The sequence below is a fragment of the Stutzerimonas stutzeri RCH2 genome, from assembly GCF_000327065.1.
In the GTDB taxonomy this organism is placed as follows: Bacteria; Pseudomonadota; Gammaproteobacteria; order Pseudomonadales; family Pseudomonadaceae; genus Stutzerimonas; species Stutzerimonas stutzeri_AE.
On record NC_019936.1, the window covers coordinates 4,341,308 to 4,362,148 of the forward strand.

At 63.5% G+C, this 20,841-nt stretch carries 24 protein-coding genes; 7 read left to right on the forward strand and 17 right to left on the reverse strand.

What is annotated here, in order from left to right; translation table 11 throughout:
* Position 1: 1 nt before the first annotated feature.
* The 15 genes from PSEST_RS20275 to PSEST_RS20345 all read right to left on the reverse strand — a co-directional run bounded on the left by PSEST_RS20275 (position 2) and on the right by PSEST_RS20345 (position 12,576).
* Positions 2-736 (reverse strand): FliA/WhiG family RNA polymerase sigma factor, encoded by a 735-nt coding sequence (locus PSEST_RS20275; protein ID WP_015278791.1) that lies wholly within the window; start codon positions 734-736, stop codon positions 2-4.
* 11 nt (positions 737-747) lie between these two features.
* Positions 748-1,197 carry a flagellar basal body-associated FliL family protein gene (locus PSEST_RS20280; protein WP_015278792.1) on the reverse strand — a complete coding sequence of 150 codons (450 nt, stop codon included), beginning with the start codon at positions 1,195-1,197 and terminating at the stop codon, positions 748-750.
* Positions 1,198-1,233: 36 nt separating this feature from the next.
* On the reverse strand, positions 1,234-2,382 hold the full coding sequence (locus PSEST_RS20285) for a flagellar hook-length control protein FliK (protein WP_015278793.1): 1,149 nt from the start codon (positions 2,380-2,382) through the stop codon (positions 1,234-1,236).
* Positions 2,379-2,696 (reverse strand): hypothetical protein, encoded by a 318-nt coding sequence (locus PSEST_RS20290; protein ID WP_015278794.1) that lies wholly within the window; start codon positions 2,694-2,696, stop codon positions 2,379-2,381. Before PSEST_RS20290 ends, PSEST_RS20285 begins: the two co-directional genes overlap by 4 nt.
* Positions 2,680-3,075 (reverse strand): flagellar export chaperone FliS, encoded by a 396-nt coding sequence (gene fliS / locus PSEST_RS20295; RefSeq protein WP_015278795.1) that lies wholly within the window; start codon positions 3,073-3,075, stop codon positions 2,680-2,682. Before fliS ends, PSEST_RS20290 begins: the two co-directional genes overlap by 17 nt.
* Positions 3,075-4,343: a flagellar filament capping protein FliD gene (fliD, locus tag PSEST_RS20300; RefSeq protein ID WP_015278796.1), complete on the reverse strand. Its 1,269-nt coding sequence runs from the start codon at positions 4,341-4,343 to the stop codon at positions 3,075-3,077. The genes fliS and fliD overlap by 1 nt, the downstream gene beginning before the upstream one ends.
* Before the next feature lie 471 nt (positions 4,344-4,814).
* Entirely contained in the window at positions 4,815-5,255 is a 441-nt protein-coding gene (locus PSEST_RS20305) for a flagella synthesis protein FlgN (RefSeq protein WP_015278797.1), read from the reverse strand.
* Positions 5,252-5,527 (reverse strand): flagellar biosynthesis anti-sigma factor FlgM, encoded by a 276-nt coding sequence (gene flgM / locus PSEST_RS20310; protein WP_015278798.1) that lies wholly within the window; start codon positions 5,525-5,527, stop codon positions 5,252-5,254. Before flgM ends, PSEST_RS20305 begins: the two co-directional genes overlap by 4 nt.
* 132 nt (positions 5,528-5,659) lie before the next feature.
* Positions 5,660-6,082 (reverse strand): flagellar FliJ family protein, encoded by a 423-nt coding sequence (locus PSEST_RS20315; RefSeq protein ID WP_015278799.1) that lies wholly within the window; start codon positions 6,080-6,082, stop codon positions 5,660-5,662.
* On the reverse strand, positions 6,079-7,413 hold the full coding sequence (fliI, locus tag PSEST_RS20320; protein WP_014595425.1) for a flagellar protein export ATPase FliI: 1,335 nt from the start codon (positions 7,411-7,413) through the stop codon (positions 6,079-6,081). Before fliI ends, PSEST_RS20315 begins: the two co-directional genes overlap by 4 nt.
* A 3-nt stretch (positions 7,414-7,416) precedes the next feature.
* Positions 7,417-8,115, reverse strand: coding sequence for a flagellar assembly protein FliH (gene fliH / locus PSEST_RS20325; protein ID WP_015278800.1), 699 nt, complete (start codon positions 8,113-8,115; stop codon positions 7,417-7,419).
* Between the two features lies 1 nt (position 8,116).
* On the reverse strand, positions 8,117-9,184 hold the full coding sequence (locus PSEST_RS20330) for a FliG C-terminal domain-containing protein (RefSeq protein ID WP_015278801.1): 1,068 nt from the start codon (positions 9,182-9,184) through the stop codon (positions 8,117-8,119).
* The gene (gene fliF / locus PSEST_RS20335) at positions 9,156-10,832 is read right to left on the reverse strand and encodes a flagellar basal-body MS-ring/collar protein FliF (RefSeq protein WP_015278802.1); all 1,677 of its coding nucleotides are present in this window, start codon (positions 10,830-10,832) and stop codon (positions 9,156-9,158) included. The genes PSEST_RS20330 and fliF overlap by 29 nt, the downstream gene beginning before the upstream one ends.
* A 20-nt stretch (positions 10,833-10,852) precedes the next feature.
* Complete coding sequence (fliE, locus tag PSEST_RS20340; RefSeq protein WP_015278803.1) at positions 10,853-11,173, reverse strand: flagellar hook-basal body complex protein FliE; 321 nt, start codon at positions 11,171-11,173, stop codon at positions 10,853-10,855.
* 20 nt (positions 11,174-11,193) lie between these two features.
* On the reverse strand, positions 11,194-12,576 hold the full coding sequence (locus PSEST_RS20345; RefSeq protein WP_041756824.1) for a sigma-54-dependent transcriptional regulator: 1,383 nt from the start codon (positions 12,574-12,576) through the stop codon (positions 11,194-11,196).
* A gap of 437 nt (positions 12,577-13,013) precedes the next feature.
* Here PSEST_RS20345 and PSEST_RS20350 point away from each other — a divergent pair, with 437 nt between their 5' ends.
* From PSEST_RS20350 to PSEST_RS20385, 7 genes are all read left to right on the forward strand, one after another.
* Positions 13,014-13,853 carry a FliM/FliN family flagellar motor switch protein gene (locus PSEST_RS20350; protein WP_015278805.1) on the forward strand — a complete coding sequence of 280 codons (840 nt, stop codon included), beginning with the start codon at positions 13,014-13,016 and terminating at the stop codon, positions 13,851-13,853.
* On the forward strand, positions 13,850-14,221 hold the full coding sequence (fliN, locus tag PSEST_RS20355; protein ID WP_015278806.1) for a flagellar motor switch protein FliN: 372 nt from the start codon (positions 13,850-13,852) through the stop codon (positions 14,219-14,221). The genes PSEST_RS20350 and fliN overlap by 4 nt, the downstream gene beginning before the upstream one ends.
* Positions 14,218-14,973, forward strand: a complete 756-nt coding sequence (fliP, locus tag PSEST_RS20360; protein ID WP_015278807.1) for a flagellar type III secretion system pore protein FliP — start codon at positions 14,218-14,220, stop codon at positions 14,971-14,973. Before fliN ends, fliP begins: the two co-directional genes overlap by 4 nt.
* Positions 14,974-15,848: 875 nt before the next feature.
* Complete coding sequence (locus PSEST_RS20370; protein ID WP_014595416.1) at positions 15,849-16,121, forward strand: flagellar biosynthetic protein FliQ; 273 nt, start codon at positions 15,849-15,851, stop codon at positions 16,119-16,121.
* Positions 16,122-16,142: 21 nt separating this feature from the next.
* Positions 16,143-16,829 (forward strand): flagellar biosynthetic protein FliR, encoded by a 687-nt coding sequence (locus tag PSEST_RS20375; protein WP_015278809.1) that lies wholly within the window; start codon positions 16,143-16,145, stop codon positions 16,827-16,829.
* Positions 16,822-17,964: a flagellar type III secretion system protein FlhB gene (gene flhB / locus PSEST_RS20380; RefSeq protein WP_015278810.1), complete on the forward strand. Its 1,143-nt coding sequence runs from the start codon at positions 16,822-16,824 to the stop codon at positions 17,962-17,964. The genes PSEST_RS20375 and flhB overlap by 8 nt, the downstream gene beginning before the upstream one ends.
* A complete protein-coding gene (locus PSEST_RS20385; RefSeq protein ID WP_015278811.1) occupies positions 17,961-20,057 on the forward strand; it encodes a flagellar biosynthesis protein FlhA in 2,097 nt (698 codons plus the stop codon). Before flhB ends, PSEST_RS20385 begins: the two co-directional genes overlap by 4 nt.
* A gap of 27 nt (positions 20,058-20,084) precedes the next feature.
* On the opposite strand, the gene PSEST_RS20390 is transcribed toward PSEST_RS20385, so the two are convergent.
* Both PSEST_RS20390 and PSEST_RS20395 read right to left on the reverse strand, forming a co-directional pair.
* Positions 20,085-20,426 (reverse strand): PilZ domain-containing protein, encoded by a 342-nt coding sequence (locus PSEST_RS20390; RefSeq protein WP_015278812.1) that lies wholly within the window; start codon positions 20,424-20,426, stop codon positions 20,085-20,087.
* 166 nt (positions 20,427-20,592) lie between these two features.
* On the reverse strand, positions 20,593-20,799 hold the full coding sequence (locus PSEST_RS20395; RefSeq protein ID WP_015278813.1) for a hypothetical protein: 207 nt from the start codon (positions 20,797-20,799) through the stop codon (positions 20,593-20,595).
* Positions 20,800-20,841: the final 42 nt, after the last annotated feature.

The following is a 20,841-nucleotide window of genomic DNA, read 5'->3' on the forward strand; positions in this document are numbered from 1 at the left end:
GTTACTGACTTCTCTCGGTTAAAAAGCGACAGGCCTTGCCGATCGCCTGCTTGCTCAACTGACAGACCCTGGCGTCGCTGACTTCCAGCACCAGGGCGATTTCCTTGAGGCTCAATTCGTGCTGGTAGTACAGCGTCAGCACCAGTCGCTCGCGCTCGTCCAGCCGGCTCAACGCCTGCTCCAGCAAACGCTCCTTGAGCAGCCGCTCCTCGAACAGCTCGGCCGTGTCGGGAAAGTGCTCATGGCCGCTCTGCAGCAGCTCGTCGAGGCTCTCGATGGCCTCGGACGAATCGGCCCAGAGGAAGGCCTGATAATCCTTCTCGTCCAGCCCGGTGAATGTCTTGATCTCCTCGTCGCTTGGGCTGTGGCCCAGCTGGCGGGTGAGTTCACGAATCGCGTCGCGCACCTTGTGCGCCTGCTGCCGGACCTGACGCGGGCGCCAGTCCTGCCGGCGCAGCTCGTCGAGGATCGCACCGCGAATACGCAACGCGGCGAAGCGCCCGAACTGCTCGTCCGGTTCGCCGTAGCGACGCAGGCCTTCGAGCAGACCGATCATGCCGATCTGCTCCATGTCCTCGCGGTCAAGCACCTGATTCGCCTGCAACGAAAGCTGTCGCACGATGCGCTTGACCAGCGGCAGGTACTGCATCAGCCAGCGCTGCTCGGCACCCGGTGCAAATAGCGCAGGGCTGGCCGGGCTGGCGCCGTAGTAGTCGACGGAACAGGTGGCGTTCATGGCGCGGGCCTTTACTGAACGATCATCTTGTTGACCAGTACGTGCCGGAACGGCACCACTGCGTTCTTGCTGGCGAAGTCGGCAAACAGCGCTTCCTCCAGACGGGTCTGCAACTCGCCGATCGGCATGGCACGCAGGTCGGCGAAGTCGAGCCCGGAGAGGTAGCTGACCACCGAATTGCGCACCAGCGGTTCAACCTGCTCGAAGTTCTTCGGCTCGTCCGAGGCTTCGGCCTGCAGTGCCAGGTCGAGCACGAAATAGCGCTCACGGCCCTCTCCGCGCAGGCTGACGATCACCTTGGTGACCGGATAGAACTGGTACTCCACCGGCTCGATGGTTTCCGTAACCACCTCACCACCGCTCATGCCCGGCTTGAGCAGCCAGTAGGCGGCACCGACCCCACCGGCAACGGTGACGACATTGAGCAGCAGCATCAGAAGAACCAGACGTGGCGTCGACATAACCTATTCACAATCCTGTAGTTGAAGTTGAGCCGGTCAGACCGTGACCAGCACATCGCTGCTGCGACCAGCCGAACGTGCGCCGCCATCCTCTACCGCGGCTGCGCGCGCAGGCGTGGTTGCGGCGAGAACCGCATCGCCGTCATGCGCCTGCTGCGACTGACCCTGACGGCCCGACTGGCCGTCGGCGCCGACCTGTACATTGACCTGCACGAAATGCTGCGCCACCAGTTCCTGGCGTAGACGGTCGCTGGTCTGCTGCAGCAGCCGCGCCACATCGGCATTGGCTGCGCTGAGCTGCACGCTGAGACGACCGGACTCATGGCTGAGATGAATTTCCAGGCTGCCCAGCTCCGGCGGATCCAGCCGAATGCTGGCGCTCTGCTGACGTTGCTGCAGCTGGATCTCGACGTGCTCGCGCAGGGCATGCAGCATCTGCTCGCCCCACTTGGCTTCGGGGCCCTGCAGCTTGAGCAGGCGCTCGGCCCCCTGAGCGACGCTACTAGTCGGGCGTTCAGCCAAGAGCGGCGCCGACTGGCTGCCCTCATCGATAGGGGCGAGTTCCTTCAACTGCTCCACCGGCAGTTCTGCGCCGAGATCGCTTCCCGCTGCACCGGTTGCCAGCAGACTCAACACAGCACCCGGTTCAACGACTGGACGTATGGCCTGAGCAGCGGGCATCGGCCGATCAGCGACCGGATCAGCCATCTGCCGACCGGATAGTTCGAGGGGCAACGGAGCTACCTGGCCCTGCAGCCGTGCTTCGGCAACGCCAGCGGCTTCACCTTCCGTTTCAGCGCCTGCCGGCTGTGGTGCCGCTGGCCAACCCGGCTGAACCGCCGCCTCCCGCGCCTGAACCTGCACCTGCTGCTGATCGAGCATCCCCAGCAGCCACTGCTCGACCGGACCTTGCTCGGCCGCTTCGTCGCTGCTCGCCTGGGCAACGGGTTCCGCTAGCGCGGACGGCGACAGCTCTGCCTGCTCGGCCACGGGCTGCTGCAGCGTGTCCATGTCCAGCTCGACGGCAGCAGTCAGCATGCGCGCGCTGAAATCCGCGCCGAGACCGGGCTGGCCCTCGGCCGCTCGCGCGGCCGCATGGCCACTCAGCGAGGCCGGACGCAGCGGTTGCGTCAACGCTTGTGCCGTTCCGGCAGCTGAGGCCGAAGCCGGGATCAACTGGATCACTCGCCATTCCTCGCCTGATACATGTCGACTCGTTGATAAGCCGAGCGCCCTTCGGCGTACTCGAGGTGATTCACCAGCAGCAGGCGCAAGCGCTCGCATTCCTCGGCGCAGGCCTTCAAGGCCTGGCCATGCAAACGCTTGAGCTGCTGTCTGGCGCTCTGCACGGATGCGTGTGCATCTCGCGGCAACTGTTCCAGGCACTGCCGGATCGCCTGATCGGTTTCACCGACGGCGCGCCAGTCCTGGCTTTGCAATGCCGCCGCCAGCCTCTCGTGCAAGGCTTGCAGGCGCTGCTCGTCACTTGCGTGCGGCACTGACGCCCTCCCAACCTTCACGCAGCGTGCCGAGCAGGTTCACCACCTCGTCCAGGCCTTCCAGCGAGAGCGTCACGCTGACGTCGGAGAGGCGATAGATGCAGTATTCGTAGAGCCGCGCCAGGCCTTGCACTACCTCACCGCCGCCTTCCTCATCCAGTGCACCGTTGAGTCCGTTGAGGATGTTCATGCACTTTTCCAGCGAGGCGCCCTTCTGCTGATAGCGCTTGTGCTCGATGTGGCCACGCGCACGGGCCAGCTCGTCGAGCAGGCCATCCATCAGCACCAGCACCAGCTCATAGGGCGATGCCGAAGCGGCGCGCGCCTCGAGGTCCACCGAGCGGTAGCTGTCGTAACTGTCGTTGGGAAGGTAGGTCATCAGAACATTCCGAAGGTCTGCTCCATGTTCTGCATGGTCTGCATCATGGAGGTGAACTGCTTGAGGTAGCGGGAGTAATGGCTGTCGTACTGCTGTTGCAGCTTGTCGAACTGCTCGTTGGTGCGTCGCAGGTTCATGTCCAGCGTGTCCATGCGGTTCTTCAGCATGCCGTTGGTGCTGCTGGTGTAGCTGGCGACGGTCTTGTCGATGCTGTCGAGCAGGTTGTCCTTGCCGGTGAACAGCGCCTCGAACCCGGCCGGGTCCTTCGCCACGGCGGCCTCGAAGCGCGCGGTGTCGATGGTCAGCTTGCCGTTGCGGTCGGCACTGATACCGAAATTGATCAGACTGTTGCCGCCGAAGTCGGTACGCAGCAGGGTGTTCAGGCGGCCTTCGATGGCGCGCACGCTGGAGTCGCCCGCCAGCGCACCACGGGCACTGCTGTCGCTGCCGCTGGCGGTCAGCGAGTCGAAGCTGGTCATCAGGGCGTTGAAGGCGTCGACAAAGCTCTGCGCCTTGCCTTTGGTGGCGCTCTTGTCCTGGTCAATGGTCAGCGTCAGTGCCGGATCACCGTCCTTGTGCACCTTGTTGACCGACAGGCTGACGCCCTCGATGACGTTGTCGAAGGTGTTGCTCGAACTGGTCAGCTCGATACCACCAACACCGAAACTGCCGCCCATGCGAATACGCGCATCGGCCGCGGTCGACAGCGTAGTCGTGGTAGCAGCGGTGCCGGTCAGCGAATGTGCGAAGGCATTGGCCGTGCCACTTTCGGTGCTGGTCAATACCAGACTGACTTCACCGTTGCTGCGCACCAGCGTCGCCTGCACACCGAGATCGGCGCTGGCATTGATCGCCTTCGCGGCGTCTTCGAGGGTCGCGTAGGCACCCAGGTTGAATGTCTGATCCTTGAGATTCAGCGTTCCGCTGAGGGCGCCATCGACCAACCCCTGCACCGCCACCTGCTGTTTGCTGGCCAGCTGCTCGACATAGAACTGATAGCTGCCGGCTTGCGCCTTGGCACCGACCGTGGCACTGACGTAGCCCTCCTGACTGGTGGTGGCGCTGTTGACCAGCATGGTCGCCTTGCCGGTCTTCAACCCGGAGACGGCGGACTTGAAGGTCGTCAGCGAGGTGCGCAACTTGCTCAGCGCATCACGCTGAGTCTTGTAGTTGCTTTCGTTGCGATTGAGCCGGTCCAGCGAAGACTGAACTTCGTAGGTCGCCAGCTGCGTCGACATCTGCTTTATGTAATTCGAATCTATCGCCATTACCGATCCCCTTCCTGTGCTCTGTAGAGCAAGTTGAGTGCCAATTCACAAATCATTGATTTACAAGCGCTTTATGCCAAGTGGCGCAGAAGAAGCGCTTCCGCCTGGCGGCCTTATGAGGAAACGGGGAAATGCCGTTTCCGCCTGACCGAATGGCGCAATCTCTCTGGTTAAAGGCGACGAATACGGAGCCAACGCTAAGGCGCGCCGAAAATATCGATGGGAAGATCGCCCGACTGCCCCGCTCGCGAGCGGCGCTCATGTGCGGCAACCCAGGCAAGGCGCTGCAGGCATGCGCCGCGGAGCGGGCGCAATTCAGGAACCGAGGTGCCCGTGGCTTCCCACAGGTGCCAGCGCCTGGCGAACCGGCCGGCCGCAGCTCCAATGGCATCCGCGAGCAAGCTCACCGAGCAGGGAAGGCAGACCGATCAGCGGGAAACGGAGAAACGCGGGGATTACGCCGCGCGGGGATCAGTACATCTGCGGCTGATAGAGCCGCGCGTCATGACTGCCGGCCAGCAGCTGACCGAGGATCTCGTGATGCATGGCCAGCAGCTTGCCGTTGCGCTCGTTGATCTGCTGGCACTGGCTGGCCAGCACGCCGAGCTGCTGCCAGGACTGACGCAGACGCACCGCCTGCTCGTCAGGGTAAGAACCGAGGAGGCGCTGCATGCCATCGGCATCGGCCTGCAGGCGGAAGGCACTCAGCACCTTTGCCCGGCGCTGGGCCCGCGCACCGATGGTTTCGACGCGAGTGGTGATCTGCAGATTGAGTCGATCGATCTCTACACTGTCGCGTTCGAGCAGGAATGCGTAGAGCGCCTGCATCAGGTCACGCAGGGCCAGGTAGTCATCGCAATCCTGCTCAAGGTCGATGGCAACGACCGCGAGCAGCTTGTCGCGCTGGTTCACGCATCGCTTCCGCGATGGTAGGCGAGCATGCTCCCGGCCAGCTCCGCAGGATCGCTGGAGATCTCGCCGCGCTGCAGGGCCTGCTTGATCGCCGCAACCCGGTCGAGGTCGATTTCCGGCATAGCGCGCAGGGCGTCATGCATCTGCTCCAGCGGAAGGCTGGCAGGTTGGCGCACCAGCGCTTCAGCCGCAGGGCGTGCAGCGGGCTGGCGATTGGTGCTGGCCTCGGCGGCCGGTGTCAGGGCGGGCTTGAAATGCCGGCTGATTTCCATGATTTCATTCCAACTCGGTGGTTACAGCCAAACAGGCGACCATCATCGGCAAGTTATTAAATCGACTTTCACCTGCATCACGCAGGCGTGCGCGTGCAGTCTACCGGGCCGACCTGCGCGGCGTCGCCTGCCTCAATGCGTGGCGCGCCAATGGGCCTGCGCCGCCAGTCCGTCCTGGATTTTCTGTTCCTGTTGCGCAAGCAGCTGCTGCCATTGCTGCATCTTGTCATCGATCATGTGCTCGACCACTTTCTCGCTGCGCATGGCCTGCAGCAGCTCGCGCTGAATACGCTCCAGAGCCTGCTCGGCAACCGCCAGCTCACGGCGCTGCAGCGCCACCATCTTGTACAGGGTGGCCTTGTAACGTTGCTGGTTGTCGCGCTGAAGTGGTGTGTTCATCGGCACGGAAAAGCCGCACAGGCGGCTCAGGCCGGTGATGTTGTTGCGGTAGCGCTGGCAGAGGTTCTGCTGGTACTGCACGCGGCCGAGCATCTGCCGCACACGGTGGCTGCGCAGGCTGGCCAGGCGGCCGAGGGTCTCGATCTGCTGTTTCATCGCGGTTTCCCGAGGATGTTCTGCAAGGTGGCGACGCTGGTTTCCAGTTCGGCGGCTTCGCCGACGTCCTGACGCAGGAAGCGCTCGATGGTCGGCGCCAGCTGCACCGCACGATCGGTCTTGATGTCCGCGCCCGGCGTGTAGCCGCCGAGCGGAATCAGTTCCTTGATCTTCTCGAAGGTGCTGTAGCACTCCTTGAGCTGGCGCGCCGCGCCCAGGTGCGCCGGCTGGCCGACCTGACTCATGCAGCGGCTGACCGAGGCGCAGACGTCGATGGCCGGGTAGTGTCCGGCTTCGGCCAGGCGCCGCGAGAGCACGATGTGGCCGTCGAGAATCGCCCGCGCGCAGTCGACGATGGGATCCTGCTGGTCATCGCCCTCGGCCAGCACCGTATAGATAGCGCTCAGGCTGCCATTGTCGCTGGCACCGTTGCCGGCACTTTCCACCAGCTCCGGCAGCATGCCGAACACCGACGGTGGATAGCCCTTGGTCGCCGGCGGCTCGCCAAGGGCCAGGGCGATCTCGCGCTGGGCCATGGCGTAGCGGGTCAGCGAATCCACCAGCAGCAGCACGTCATGCCCCTGATCGCGGAAATAGGCGGCGATGCTGTGACAGAGCTCGGTGGCCTTCAGCCGCATCAGCGGCGATTCGTTGGCCGGCGCGACCACCACCACGGCCTTCTTCAGGCCCTCCTCGCCCAGCGAATGCAGCAGGAACTCCTGCACCTCGCGGCCCCGCTCACCGATCAGCCCGACCACCACCACATCGGCCTTGGTCTGCCGGGTGATCATGCCCAGCAGCACGCTCTTGCCGACACCGGAGCCGGCGAATAGGCCGACACGCTGGCCCTTGCCCAGGGTGAGGGTGGCGTTGATCGCACGCACGCCGACATCCAGCGCTTCGCTGACTGGCTTGCGCTTGAGCGGATTGACCGAGGGCAGCTCGGTCGGCAACGGGTCGCGCCCGCCGAGCTTGCCCAGTTCGTCCAGCGGTTCGCCGAGGCCGTTGACTACGCGGCCGAGCCAGGATTCGTCGATATGCAGCTTGGCGTCATCCGGCGCCGGGAATACCCGCGAACCGGCGGTCAGGCCGACCGGTTTCTTGAACGGCATCAGGTAGGTGATATCGCGGTTGAAGCCGACCACCTGCGCTTCCAGCATGCTGCCATCGCCCTGCTCGACATAGCAGCGCTGGCCGGTCATGCGCTGGCAGCCGAGGCTTTCCAGCAGCATGCCGGAGACCCGCACCAGCCGCCCGCTGACCTTGGCCAGCTGCACGTTGTCCAGCGAGCGCAGGGCCTCGTCGAGGCGGAAGCTGTCGCGCAGGGCCATCGGTCAGCCCTGCGCCGTGATGTGTTCGGCGAGGGTTTCCATGCACGAGTCCAGCCGCTGCTGGCAGCCGATATCAGCCTCGGCCTGGGCGGTGAGCACACGGCATTCGCCGAGCGCGAGCTTCTCGTCCGGCACCAGCCGCCAGGCGGCGGCGCGTTCCGGCGCCAGCTCGCGGATGCGCGCGCATTCTTCCGGATTGAGCTGGATACGCACGTCTTCCTGATCGCCCGGCATGGCGTTCAGCGCTTCCTCAGCCAGGGTCAGCAGCTGGGTCGGATGCAGGGTCAGCTCGCAGCGGATCACCTGCCGCGCGACCTTCTGCACCAGCTCCAGCAACTCCTCGCGACGCGCCTGCTCGTATTCCTGACGAAAACCTTCGAATGCCTCGATCAGGCGATCCAGCGGCCGACCGGCCTCGTCAAAGGCGCGACGACCCTGCTGGCGGCCCTCTTCCAGACCGAGCGCCTTGCCATCCTCGACGCCGCGCTGAAAGCCTTCGCGGTGCCCTGCTTCGCGGCCCTGCTCCAGGCCTTCGCGATAGCCCTTGTCGATGCCCTCCTGAAAGCCATCGGCCACCGCACGCTGCAGCGCTGCCGGGTCGCCGGCGAAACCAGCCGCCGCCTGTGCCGGGGTCTTCACCCTTGGCGGAAAGCGGAACGGCCGCCAGCTGCGGTCGGCACCCTTGATCACCTTGATCGTCATGTCATTCCACCGTCTGCTCGCGGAACAGCTGGACCTGCAGCTCGCCATCGGCGGACATCTCGCGCACCACGGCCATGATGTCCTTGCGTACCTGCTCGACACGGCTCAGCGGCACCGGACCCTGGCGCCGGTTGATCGACTCCATCTGCTGCGCCTGGCGCTTGGGCATGGCGCCCTGGATGGCCTTGACCAGCTCTGGTTCGGCGCCCTTCAGCGCGACCACCCACTCATCCAGCGGGATGACCTCCAACAGGGTCTGCAGCACGTCCTGGTTCTGCCGCGAAAGGATGAAGAAGTCATACATCTCATCCTCGATCTTGCCGACCAGCTCCTCGTTGTGCGCGCGCAGCAGCTCGAACATCTGGTCGCGATTGCCCTTGAAGCGGTTCATGATGTCGGCCGCCTGCTTGACGCCGCGAACCTGCGAACCCTGGGTGCTGAGCACCTTGAGGCTGCGGTCAATCAGCTGCTCCAGCTCGGCGATCACATCGCTGTTGACCTCCGACAGGTTGGCGATGCGGTAGAGCAGCTCGTCCTGGCGCTCGGCCGGCATGCACTCGAGCACCTCGGTAGCCATGCCCGGCGGCAGGAAGGCGAGGAAAACCGCCTGCATCTGCGCGTGCTCCTTGGCGATCAGCGCGGCGAACTGCTTGGGATCGAGCCATTCCATCTTGGCCATCTTGGCGCGGATCTCCTCGCCATAGATGGAGTCCAGCAGCGAGCGGGTGATGTCGCCGCCGAGCGCCTTGCCGAGCATCCCGGCCAGGTAGGAACGCGAGGCGCCCTTGATGCTGCTCTGCTCCTTGTAGTCGTCGAAGAAGCGGCTGATCACGTCGGAAACCATCGGCTGCTTGACGTTGGACAGTCGCGCCATCGCCTGGCTGATGCTGATGATTTCCTCGCGGGAGAAGTTGCGCAGGATGCCCGCGGAAATCTCGTCGCCCATGCTCAGCATGAGGATTGCCGCCTGATCCAGCGAACTGACCGAGCGCAGCTGCACCGGCCGCGGCTTGATCTCGCGGGACGACGCCTGGCTTTCTTCAGCCGGCTGGGTTGAGATCTCTTTCATTGCGCCCTATCCAATGCTTGATGACTTCCGAGACCCGCTCGGGATCGTTCTTGGCGAGCATCTGCAAATGCTCGATCTGCAGCTCCAACCCCGAACCCGGCGCCGGCAGGCGGATCTCCGAGAGCGGGTTGAGCTCGCCGAAAATATGCGGCCCGTTCGATTCGCGCGGGCTGGCCAGCGCCGGCCTGGCGTCGCCTTCCAATGCGGCCGGCGCACTCGGCTCGACCAGACTGCCTTCCAGTCCCTCGCCCTGCGGCAGCGCCTGGACGTTGCGCTGGGTCAGGTTGCGTACCGCCGGGCGCACCACGATCAGCAGCAGCAACAGGGCGATCAGTCCGGCCACGCCGACCTTGGCCAGCGCATGGATCTGGCTGTTCTCCCACCAGGGCACGACCTGCTCGATCTGCTCGACGGCGGCGAACGGCAACACGCTGAGGCTGAGCAGATCGCCGCGCTCCTGCTTGAAGCCGACGGCATTGCGCACCATTGCCTCCATTTCGGCACGGGCCTCGTCTGTCCAGCCACCCTTCGGCGCCGCCGCAGAGTTGAGGACCACCGCCACGCTTTGCTGACGCAGAGCGAAGCCGGCGTGCTTGACGTGCACGACGCTCTGGTCGTAATCCATCTGCCGGGTCGATTCCTCGCGCAGCGACGTCGCCCCCTTGTTCTCGGTGGCCAGCTGCTGCGCTTCCTCGCCGTCAGGCTCAGGCGGCAGCGGCCTGTTGCTCAGCGAGCCGGGCACGCCAAGCGCCAGACGGTCCAGCGCGCTTTCGTTGCGCAGGACTTCGTTGCGCAGCCGCGGCGTGTCGCCGTAGGACTGGAAGGTCTCTTCCTTCTGGCTGAAATCGATATCCGCCGCCACGCTGATGCGGAAGTTGCCCAGGCCCAGCACGGGTGCCAGCACCTGCTCGATGTTGCCCGCGGCCTTCTGCTGGTAGTCCTCCACCGCCTGCCAGTTCTGCGCCGGCCCGCCGCCAACGTTAAGCCCGCGCGAGAGCAACGCGCCGTACTGGTCGACCACGCCGACATCTTCCGGCTTGAGATTGGGCACGCTGTTGGCTACCAGATTGACGATGGCACCGACCTGGTCGCTGCTCAGCTTGTAGCCGGGCTCCAGCTGCAGCATCACCGACGCCTTGCTCGGCGCACGCTTGCTGACCACGAAGGAGCTGTTCTCCTCCTGCGCCAGATGCACCCGCGCCTGCTGTACGCCCTTGAGCGCCATCACTGTGCGCGCCAGCTCACCTTCCAGGCTGCGCTTGAGGCGCACGTCCTGAACGAACTGGCTGGTGCCAAGCGGCTCTTCCTTGTCGAACAGTTCGTAACCGGCCGGCTGCGCCACCTTCACGCCCTTGGCGTTGAGCAGCAGCCGCGCCTGTGCCAGCTGATCCTCACGGACCAGGATCTGCCCGCTCTGCGGATGGATGCGGTACTGCAGCGCTTCGCCGTCGAGTATCTGCATCACCTCGGCGGCAGGAAACGACTCACCGGCGCCGTGCAGCGGGCGGAACGAGCCGTTGTCACGCCACAGATAGAAGGCCACGGCCACGGCCAGCGCGGCGGCGATCACCGCCATGCCGGCCAGCGTCACGCGCGGATCGAGTTGCAGCCCACCTGCGGGCAACCTGGATTTGATTTTCTGCAGCACGTCTTAGCTCTCTGGGCCGATCAAAGCGGCATTCGCATGACGTCGTCGAACGCCGTCGTCAGTTTGTTGCGCACCTGCAGCAGGGCGGAGAACGACACGCTGGCCTTCTGACTGTCGATCATCGCGCCGACCAGATCGTCGCTCTTGCCGCTGTCGACCGCCGCCATCGCCGCGCTGGCCTGGCGCTGCTCGGCATCCACCGAACGCAGCGCCGCCTCGAACGAGCCGCTGATGGCGTTAGCCGCCATGCTCGACGGCCGGATCGGCTGCCCTTCGGCGGCCCCGGCCAGCTGTTGCATGCGGCCCAGCAGATCCTGCTGCACCTGAGTGATGGAACTCATGGTTGCTCTCCCCCGATCATTCAGAAATTCAGCTCGATGCCCTGCTCGCGCATCGCATTGAGGCGGTAGCGCAAGGCGCGCGAGGTCATGCCGAGGCTCGCGGCGGCCTTGGTCTTGTGGCCGTCGAAGCGGCGAATGGTGTCGATCACGTGCTGGTACTCGGCCCACTTGCCGCTGGCGCGCAGCGCTGCCTTGCCGTTCTCGGCCGCGAGCGTCAGCGGCTTTTCGACTCGGACCGATGCGGCCGCAGGTGCCGCCAGGCCGAGGTCCTGCGGCTGGATGAACAGGCCATTGCGCAGCACCAGCGCACGCTGCACCGTGTTTTCCAGCTCACGGGCATTGCCCGGCCAGTCGTGCTGCAGCAGCGCGCGGCAGGCATCCTCGGTGAGCAGCTCATCATGGGCCTCCTGCGGCGCGTACTTGCCGATGAAGCGGCGCGCCAGCGGCAACACATCTTCCTTGCGTTCGCGCAGCGGGCTGATGTGCAGCGGCAGCACGTCGAGGCGGAACATCAGGTCGGCACGGAAGCGGCCCTCGGCCACCTCCTGCTGCAGATCGCGGTTGGTCGCGGCGATGATGCGCACGTTCAGCTCGATCTCGCGCCGGCCACCCAGACGCTCCACACGCTGCTCCTGCAGCACCCGCAGCAGCTTGGCCTGCAGCCCCAGCGGCAGCTCGCCGATCTCGTCGAGCAGCAGGGTGCCGCCGTTGGCCAGCTCGAACTTGCCGGGCTGGGCACTCACCGCACCGGTGAAGGCGCCCTTTTCATGACCGAAGAGAATGGATTCGAGCATCTGCTCGGGAATTGCCGCGCAGTTGACCGCAATGAACGGAGCATCCGGACTGGCGGAGAAGCGATGGATGTAGCGCGCCATCAGCTCCTTGCCGGTACCGGTCTCGCCAGTGATGAGGATCGGCGCGCGAGTCAGCGAAACGCGCTGAGCCATGGCCAGCAGCCGGCGGCCGGCCTGGGAACAGGAGACGAAGCTTTCCTGGGCGGTCTCGGCGCAGACCTGGCGGCGCAGCAATGCAGCCAACTGGGCTTCACTGAAAGGCGACAGCAAGTAATCGACGCAACCGATCTCGAGCAGCGCTGCCGCCTTTTCCTGATCGGCGTATTCAACCACCGGGATGACACTTACATTGCGTGCCCGACGTGTCAGCGCCTCCACCTGTGCATATAAGGAGCGCGCCGGCAAACTTCCGACCACAACGAATATCAGGGAGAACTGATCGATCGCGGCTTTAACCAGTCCATCCAGATCGTCGTAGCGCTCAACTTTGCAGCCCTGCCGGCGCAAGCCAACCTGGAGAAAATCGCAAGCCGCCTCATGGGCACTTCCGATGATGGCGATCTTCTTCGCCGGCAATTCATCGAATAGCTCGTCGCATGAGTAATTCATTGCCTGACTGATACTCTTCAATGTGACCACCTTGCCCTTCCAGTATTGGCCGCGCTGGCGATGAGCGCGACACCAGAAACAAGCAAAAGAAAAAAAAAGATTTAATTTTCCGGAACCGAACGTCGTCTTCTGCATGGCAACTTCGCTGCCGAAGCGATCTACCCAACGGCACTTCCCGGACAAGTGCGCGCACGCTATCAGGACGCTGGATCAATCCCCCAATCAGTTCTGCTTAATTGAAATCAACCGATGCCTGATGAGCTCAAAAAAGCTCATTTGATATCTCTTGATTTAACCCCCTCACGCGCCCAGGCCTAGGATGGCGGCACGCTAGAGCCGTGCCCGGAAAACACCGGTGCCTGCCAGCCAACCATCTGCATGCACGGCCAGCGGCAACGCCGCCGTGTTAACCGACCCCAGGAAATACAGTTCACAACATGACTGGCAATTCAAAAGTCCACCATGGCGTGCCCGCCCAAAGCCTGACTGTATTGAAACCGCAGAAGCTGGGACGGCATCACCACAAGATTCCGCAGTACATAAAGGAAAGCACCAACAAGAACCCGCGCCTGATCGGCGACTACTTCCTGCGCAACTACCGGATCAACCTCGAGCTGAACAAGATCGATGTTCAGGAAGAGCGCAGCGAAGAGCCGGACGGCATTTATCGCTCGGCCATGGGCAAAGTTGGTTTTTCAATTGATCGCGCACTGCTTACAGAAGCCCTGGAGTGTTATTACGGCGGCACCGTAGTAGCCAGTCAGGACACCCCACCGATCAGTACGTCCGAGCAACGGATGCGCAATCGTCTGGGCATGGACATCACCGATATATTTGCGCGCTCGATATTGTCCGGCGAGACATTCGGCAAACTCGACAGTTATCGCAATGACTACGAGGAAACCAGCTGGGAATATGTGGCCGAGTACGAGTACATCAGCCATATCACCGGTAGCCGCTCCTCGATCTACATCTATCTGGATACCGACCTGGTCGACGAACTGACCAGCCGTCTCGCCGGCCCGGCCCCGGCGCGCTTGCCCGGCAACCCCATCGATCACATCAAGCATCTGCCGGTGCGCCTCGACTGCGTGGTCGCGGCGGCGCAGATGCCGCTGGCGCAGGTACTCGCGCTGCAGCTCGACGACATCCTGATGCTGCGCCCGCTGGACCGCTACGAAGTGCGCATCAACCAGCAGAAGCTCTATCGCGGCACCATCTTCGAAGAGGACGGGGCCCTGTTCCTTACTTCACTTGAAAGCGTGAACCCCCAATGAACGGCCATCTTTCCGACAACGAATTCGAAAACCTCATCAACGAAGGCGACCTCAGCCTGGATGCGGTCGACGCTCCGGCGCTCGAGGCTCCGGCCGCCGCACCTGCACCGCGCCAGGATCTGAGCTTCTTCGGCAAGATCCCGGTGAACGTCACCCTCGAGGTTGCCTCCGCGGAAATCTCCCTCAAGGAGCTGATGGAGTGCGATACCAGCAGCGTGATCGTGCTCGACAAGCTGGCCGGCGAACCGCTGGACGTGAAGGTCAACGGTACCCTGTTCGCCAAGGCCGAGGTGGTGGTGATGAACGGCAACTACGGCCTGCGCATCGTCGAGCTGTCCGGCACCAGCCTGGACGCCTTCGCCCCATGAACCTGCGTCGCGGCCTGAGCCTGTTGGGCCTGCTGCTGATCGGGCTGATGCCTCTGGCAGCCCAGGCCGCCGGCGGCGAGATCACCCTGTTCAACCTGAACGATACCGAGAACGGCCAGGAATTCTCGGTGAAGCTGCAGATCCTCATCATCATGACCCTGCTCGGCTTCCTGCCGGCGATGCTGATGATGATGACCTGCTTCACCCGCTTCATCATCGTACTGGCCATCCTGCGCCAGGCCATCGGCTTGCAGCAGAGCCCGCCGAACCAGGTACTGATCGGCATCGCCCTGATCGTCACCCTGCTGGTGATGCGTCCGGTCTGGCAGGAAATCCACAGCCAGGCCTACGAGCCGTTCCAGAACGACGAGATCACCCTTGAACAGGCACTCGATTCGGCCAAGGGCAGCTTGGCCGGTTTCATGCTGGCGCAGACCAACAAGAACTCCCTGGAAACCATGGTGGCCCTGGCCGGCGAACAGCTGCCGGAAAACCTCGACGAGCTGGATTTCTCGCTGCTGCTGCCGGCGTTCGTGCTGAGCGAGCTGAAGACCGCGTTCCAGCTGGGCTTCATGATCTTCGTGCCGTTTCTGGTGATCGATCTGGTGGTGGCCAGCGTGCTGATGGCGATGGGCATGATGATGCTCTCACCGATGATGATTTCGTTGCCGTTCAAGCTGATGGTGTTCGTGCTGGTCGATGGCTGGGCGCTGTTGATGGGGACGTTGACCACCAGTATCCAGCCGTTTTAGGTGACGGGGATGAAAGCGTTGGCCGGGTGGTGGGGTTTGGAGAGTGGGCACCTTTGCCGCGAAGTGTTTGGGCTTGGGGCTCTTCGAGTACAGCCCATTGGCGCAGTTGGTCGACGCATTGGTTTCGCCCTGCTGGGCGACTCACTTTTTTCAGTCGCGAAAAAAGTAAGCAAAAACGCTTGCCCCTCCATACGGCCCCGGCTGCGCCGGAGTTCCCTCGCTCCGGTGACGCTCCAGGGGCCCGCCGCGAAGGGTCATCCCTGGCCCATCGCGGCTCTCACGGCATCCATGCCGCTCAACCCCTTCCACGCCACCTGCGCTCGGCCTCCTGAAAGGGGCGACTCGGTCGTGCCTGAAAGCTCTTGCAACGAAGTGGATGTGCGGGCTTCAAGGGATCGTAGGGTGGGTAACGCAAAGCTTACCCACCGATATTCAAAGGCAAATTTCTATACCGCCGATTGCGGTGGAAAATGCTTCGCAGTTTTCCACCCTACGGAGCCTGCCTGCGGGCAAAGCTGCTTTTCCATTGCACGAACTGCCAGACGACGCCAAACGCCCCTTTCAGAAGGCCGAATGGAATCCGCGTGGAGGGGAGCGAGCGGCATGGATGCCGCGAGAGGCGTAAAGGGCCATGGATGGCCCTTGTACGCCGGCCCCCGGAGCGTGGATGGAATGAGGGAAGTCGAGCGCAGCGAGACCCGGATGCAGGGGCAAGACTTTTTGGTTCCTTTTGGGGCGACTGCCAAAAGGGACTCGCCCAGCAGGGCGAAACCACTGCCTCAGCCAACCACAACAAAGAGCCATTACACCCGAGGCCAAAGCCGCTACCGGCTCGCCGCGACCTATAGCGGCTGTATCACCTTCCAGGTGCCCCAATGCTAACTCCCGACACTGCCGTCCATATCGTCTCCAACGCCATCCACGTGATCGTCCTGGTGGTTTGCGTACTGATCGTCCCGAGCCTGCTCGGCGGCCTCCTGATCAGCATTTTCCAGGCCGCCACCCAGATCAACGAACAGATGCTGAGCTTCCTCCCGCGCCTGCTGATCACCCTCGGCATGCTGGTGTTCGCCGGGCACTGGATCCTGCGCACGCTGAGCGACCTGTTCATCGAAACCTTCCAGCAGGCGGGTCGCCTGGTCGGCTGAATCATGCCCAACGAGCCCCTCATGCACGCCGGCCAATACCTGCAATCGCTGCTCGCCTACTGGTGGCCGTTCTGCCGGATCATGGCCGTGTTCAGCCTGGCGCCGATGTTCAATCACAAGGCGATCAGCGTACGCGTGCGCATCCTCCTGGCATTGGCGCTGACCCTGGTGCTGGGCCTGGCGCTGCTGCTGGTGTTCACCGTGTTCACCCTGATCGGTGACGTGGTCTCGACTCAGCTCGGCCTGTCCATGGCGGTATTCAACGACCCCATGAACGGCGTCTCCTCGGCCTCGATCATCTACCAGCTGTACTTCATCCTGCTGGCGCTGCTGTTCTTCGCCGTCGACGGGCATCTGGTCACGGTAAGCATCATCTACCAGAGCTTCGTCTACTGGCCGATCGGCAGCGGGCTGTTCTACGACGGCCTGCAGACTATCGCCTGGTCGATGGCCTGGGTGATCTCGGCGGCGTTGCTGATCGCGCTGCCGATCGTCTTCTGCATGACCCTGGTGCAGTTCTGCTTCGGCCTGCTGAATCGCATCTCGCCGGCGATGAACCTCTTCTCGCTGGGCTTTCCCATGGCGATCCTGGCCGGGCTGTCGCTGATCTACCTGACCCTGCCAAACTTCGCCGAGGCCTACCTGCACCTGACCCGCGACCTGCTGGACAAGATCGGCGTACTGCTCAGGAGCAGCGGCCATGTCTGAGCAGAACAGCAGCCAGGAAAAGACCGAAGAGGCCTCCGAGCAGAAACTCAAGAAGAGTCGCGACGATGGCCAGGTCACCCGCTCCAAGGACGTTGCCACCACCGTGTCGCTGCTTGCCACGCTGCTGCTGCTCAAGCTCAGCGCCGGGGTGTTCCTCGACGGCATGCAGCAGAGCTTCAGCTACTCCTATATCAACTTCCAGCAGAGCGAGATCGGCATCGATGACGTGCAGGTGATTCTGCTGCACAACCTGCTGGTGTTCGTCAGCGTGCTGCTGCCGCTGCTGCTGACGCCGATCCTGGTCATCGCCTTTGCCCTGGTGCCGGGCGGCTGGGTATTCGCCTCGAAGAATTTCGCGCCGAACTTCGGCAAGCTCAACCCCATCACCGGCCTGGGACGGATGGTCGGTGCGCAGAACTGGAGCGAGCTGGCCAAGTCGCTGCTGAAGATCTCCGCGCTGCTCGGCATCGCCGGCTGGCAGCTGTACTACGCGGCGCCACGGCTGATCGCACTGCAGCGCACGGACATCTTCAACGCCATCGGTGGCGCCTTCTCGCTGACCTTCGATCTGGCGTTTTCGCTGCTGCTGGTGTTCGTCCTGTTCTCCTTCATCGACATCCCGCTGCAGCGCTTCTTCTTCCTGAAGAAGATGCGCATGACCAAGCAGGAGCGCAAGGAAGAGCACAAGAACCAGGAAGGCCGCCCCGAGGTGAAGGCACGCATCAAGCAGCTGCAACGCCAGCTCGCGCAGCGGCAGATCACCAAGGTGATCAAGGAGGCCGATGTGGTGATCGTCAACCCGACCCACTATGCCGTGGCGCTCAAGTACGACCCGAAGAAGGCCGAAACGCCCTTCGTCATCGCCCGCGGCGTCGACGAGATGGCGCTGTACATCCGCAAGATGGCCCAGGCCAATGCGCTGGAAGTGATCGAGCTGCCGCCGTTGGCCCGCGCGATCTACTACAGCACCCAGGTCAACCAGCAGATTCCGGCACCGCTCTATACCGCCGTGGCCCACGTGCTGACCTACATCCTCCAGCTCAAGGCCTGGAAACAGGGCCGTCGCCAGGGCAAACCGGCGCTGGCCAGCAACATCCACATCCCCGAAGAATTGTTCAACCGAGCACGCTCATGAGCCTGATGCAGAAACTGACGCCGACCTTCCGCAGTGGCCGGATCGGCATTCCGCTGATCATCCTGTCGATTCTGGCGATGATCATCCTGCCGCTGCCGCCGCAGCTGCTGGATATCCTGTTCACCTTCAACATCGCCATGGCGGTGCTGGTGCTGCTGGTCAGCGTATCGTCCAAGAGCCCGCTGGATTTCTCGCTGTTCCCCACGGTGATTCTGGTCACCACGCTGATGCGTCTGACCTTGAACGTCGCCTCGACGCGGGTGGTGCTGCTCGAGGGCCATACCGGCACCGGCGCGGCGGGCAAGGTGATCGAGGCCTTCGGCGAGGTGGTGATCGGCGGCAACTTCATCGTCGGCCTGGTGGTGTTCGTGATTCTGATGATCATCAACTTCATCGTCATCACCAAGGGCGGCGAGCGCATCTCCGAAGTCACCGCGCGCTTCACCCTCGACGCCCTGCCGGGCAAGCAGATGGCCATCGACGCCGATCTCAATGCCGGCCTGCTGACCCAGGAAGATGCCAAGGCACGGCGCCAGGAAGTGGCCAAGGAAGCCGACTTCTACGGTGCGATGGACGGTGCCTCGAAGTTCGTCCGCGGCGATGCCATCGCCGGCATCCTGATCCTGCTGATCAACCTGTTCGGCGGTTTCGCCATCGGTGTATTCGTCCACGATCTCGGCGCTGGCGAGGCCTTCAAGCAGTACGCCCTGCTGACCATCGGTGACGGTCTGGTGGCGCAGATTCCGGCGTTGCTCCTGTCCACCGCGGCGGCGATCATCGTCACCCGCATCAATGAATCCAGCGACATCACCAGCCAGGTCCAGCGCCAGCTGCTGGCCAACCCGGCCTCGCTGTACACCGTCGCCGGCATCCTCTTCGTACTCGGCATGGTCCCGGGCATGCCGCACCTGGCGTTTCTCGGCTTCGCTGCGCTGATCGGCTTCATCGCCTGGCGCGTCTCGCTGCGCGAGCCGCCGGCGGCCGGCGCCGACCTCAAGGAGATTCAGCAGCTCGGCCAGGCGATGGACAAGGAAAAGGCGCAGAGCCTGGCCTGGGAAGACATTCCGCTGGTCGAGCGGCTGTCGGTATCGCTCGGCTACAAGCTGGTCGGGCTGGTCAACGAGGCCTCCGGCGCGCCACTGCCGGCGCGGGTACGCGGTGTGCGCCAGACACTCTCCGAGCACCTGGGCTTTCTGCTGCCGGAAGTGCAGATCCGCGATAGCCTCAGGCTCAAGGCCTCGCAGTACGACATCTACATCAATGGCGAGAAGATCGACGGCGCCGAGCTGCATGCCGACCGCCTGATGGCGATCCCCTCGCCGGAGCTGTATGGCGAAATCGACGGCATCCTCGGCACCGACCCGGCCTATCGCATGCAGGTGGTGTGGATCCAGCCGACCGACAAGTCGCGGGCGCTGAACCTCGGCTATCAGGTGATCGACTGCGCCAGCGTCATCGCTACGCACCTGAACAAGGTGATCCGCGAGCATCTGCCGGACCTGTTCAAGCACGACGACGTCGAGCACCTGATGCAGCGCCTGACCGTGCAGGCGCCGAAACTTGCCGAAAGCCTGAAGAACGCCCTGAGCTATACCCAGCAGATGCGCGTGTACCGTCAGCTGTTGCTGGAAGAAGTGCCGCTGCGCGACATCGAGACCATCGCCAGCACCCTGCTCGAATGCAGCGAAACCACCAAGGACCCGGTACTGCTCGCCGCTGACGTGCGCTATGCGCTGCGCCGCAGCATCGTTTCGATGGTCGCCGGTGACCGTCGTGAATTGGGCGTGTTCGTTCTGGAAAATGCGCTGGAAAACACCTTGCTCAACGCCCTGGCGATCGCCCAGCAGGCCGGACCGGTGAGTCTGGACAACATTCCGGTGGAACCAAGCCTGCTCAACCAGCTGCAGAACAGCATGCCGGTGGTGAAGGAAAAATTGCGCAAGGACGGCCACCCGCCGATCCTCACCGTGATGCCGCAGCTGCGCCCGCTATTGGCGCGTTACGCGCGGGTGTTCAGCCCGGGGCTGCACGTGCTGTCGCAGAACGAGATTCCCGACCGCGTCGGTGTGAACATCCTCGGCACGCTGGGCTGAGGGCAACCAGCCGCGGCAGCACAGGCCCTAGAAGACCTTGCGCCGCCGCGGCAGCTGTTGCGCGACCATGGCGGTGAATTCCGCCGACGGCCGATCGAGGGCGAAGCCCATCTCGAAGCTGTCGCGCCGTGAATCCTTGCGCGACCACTGACAGATCACCACCGCCTCGATCTGTCGCACCCGTTCACCCTGTTCCGGCACGTGCAGCACCATCTCGTAGCAACCGCCCACTGCCAGCGGCTGTTTGGCGACCAGGCGCAGCCCGCCGAGCGACAGATCGGCGACATAACCCATCGGCTCGCCGTTCAGCCGATTGGTGACCTGGATGCTGCTGATGTGGCGGAAGCTGAAGCGGCTGTGCTGGCGCATGTCCGTTGCTCGGGCAGATGGATCGGTACTGCGGCACGGAAGGCTCCGCTACCGCAATCGCTGGCAGTGTATAGAGGCAGCAGGCGACCCGATCACCGCTGCAGTTAAACGCAACCCGCCATCCCAATCATCCTCGTGATATCCATCACACCGTCGCCCACTGCGCCTAGCGCTTCAACTCGCCCTGGGCCGGCTCGTCGCTGACTTCATCGGCCAATCCTGGCGGCACGTTGTAGGCACCGCCTGGCACGTCACTTTCGTCACCGCCGGCGACCTCGCCCTGGGTCGAGGTGGTCTCCGGATTCTGCTCGTGGGCATCGCCGCTCTGGTCGATGGACTCGATACTTTCGCGGCCCTGTTCGTTCTCGCTCATCACGCGCTCCTCGTTCGTCGCAGCACCCCGGCCGATCCGGGG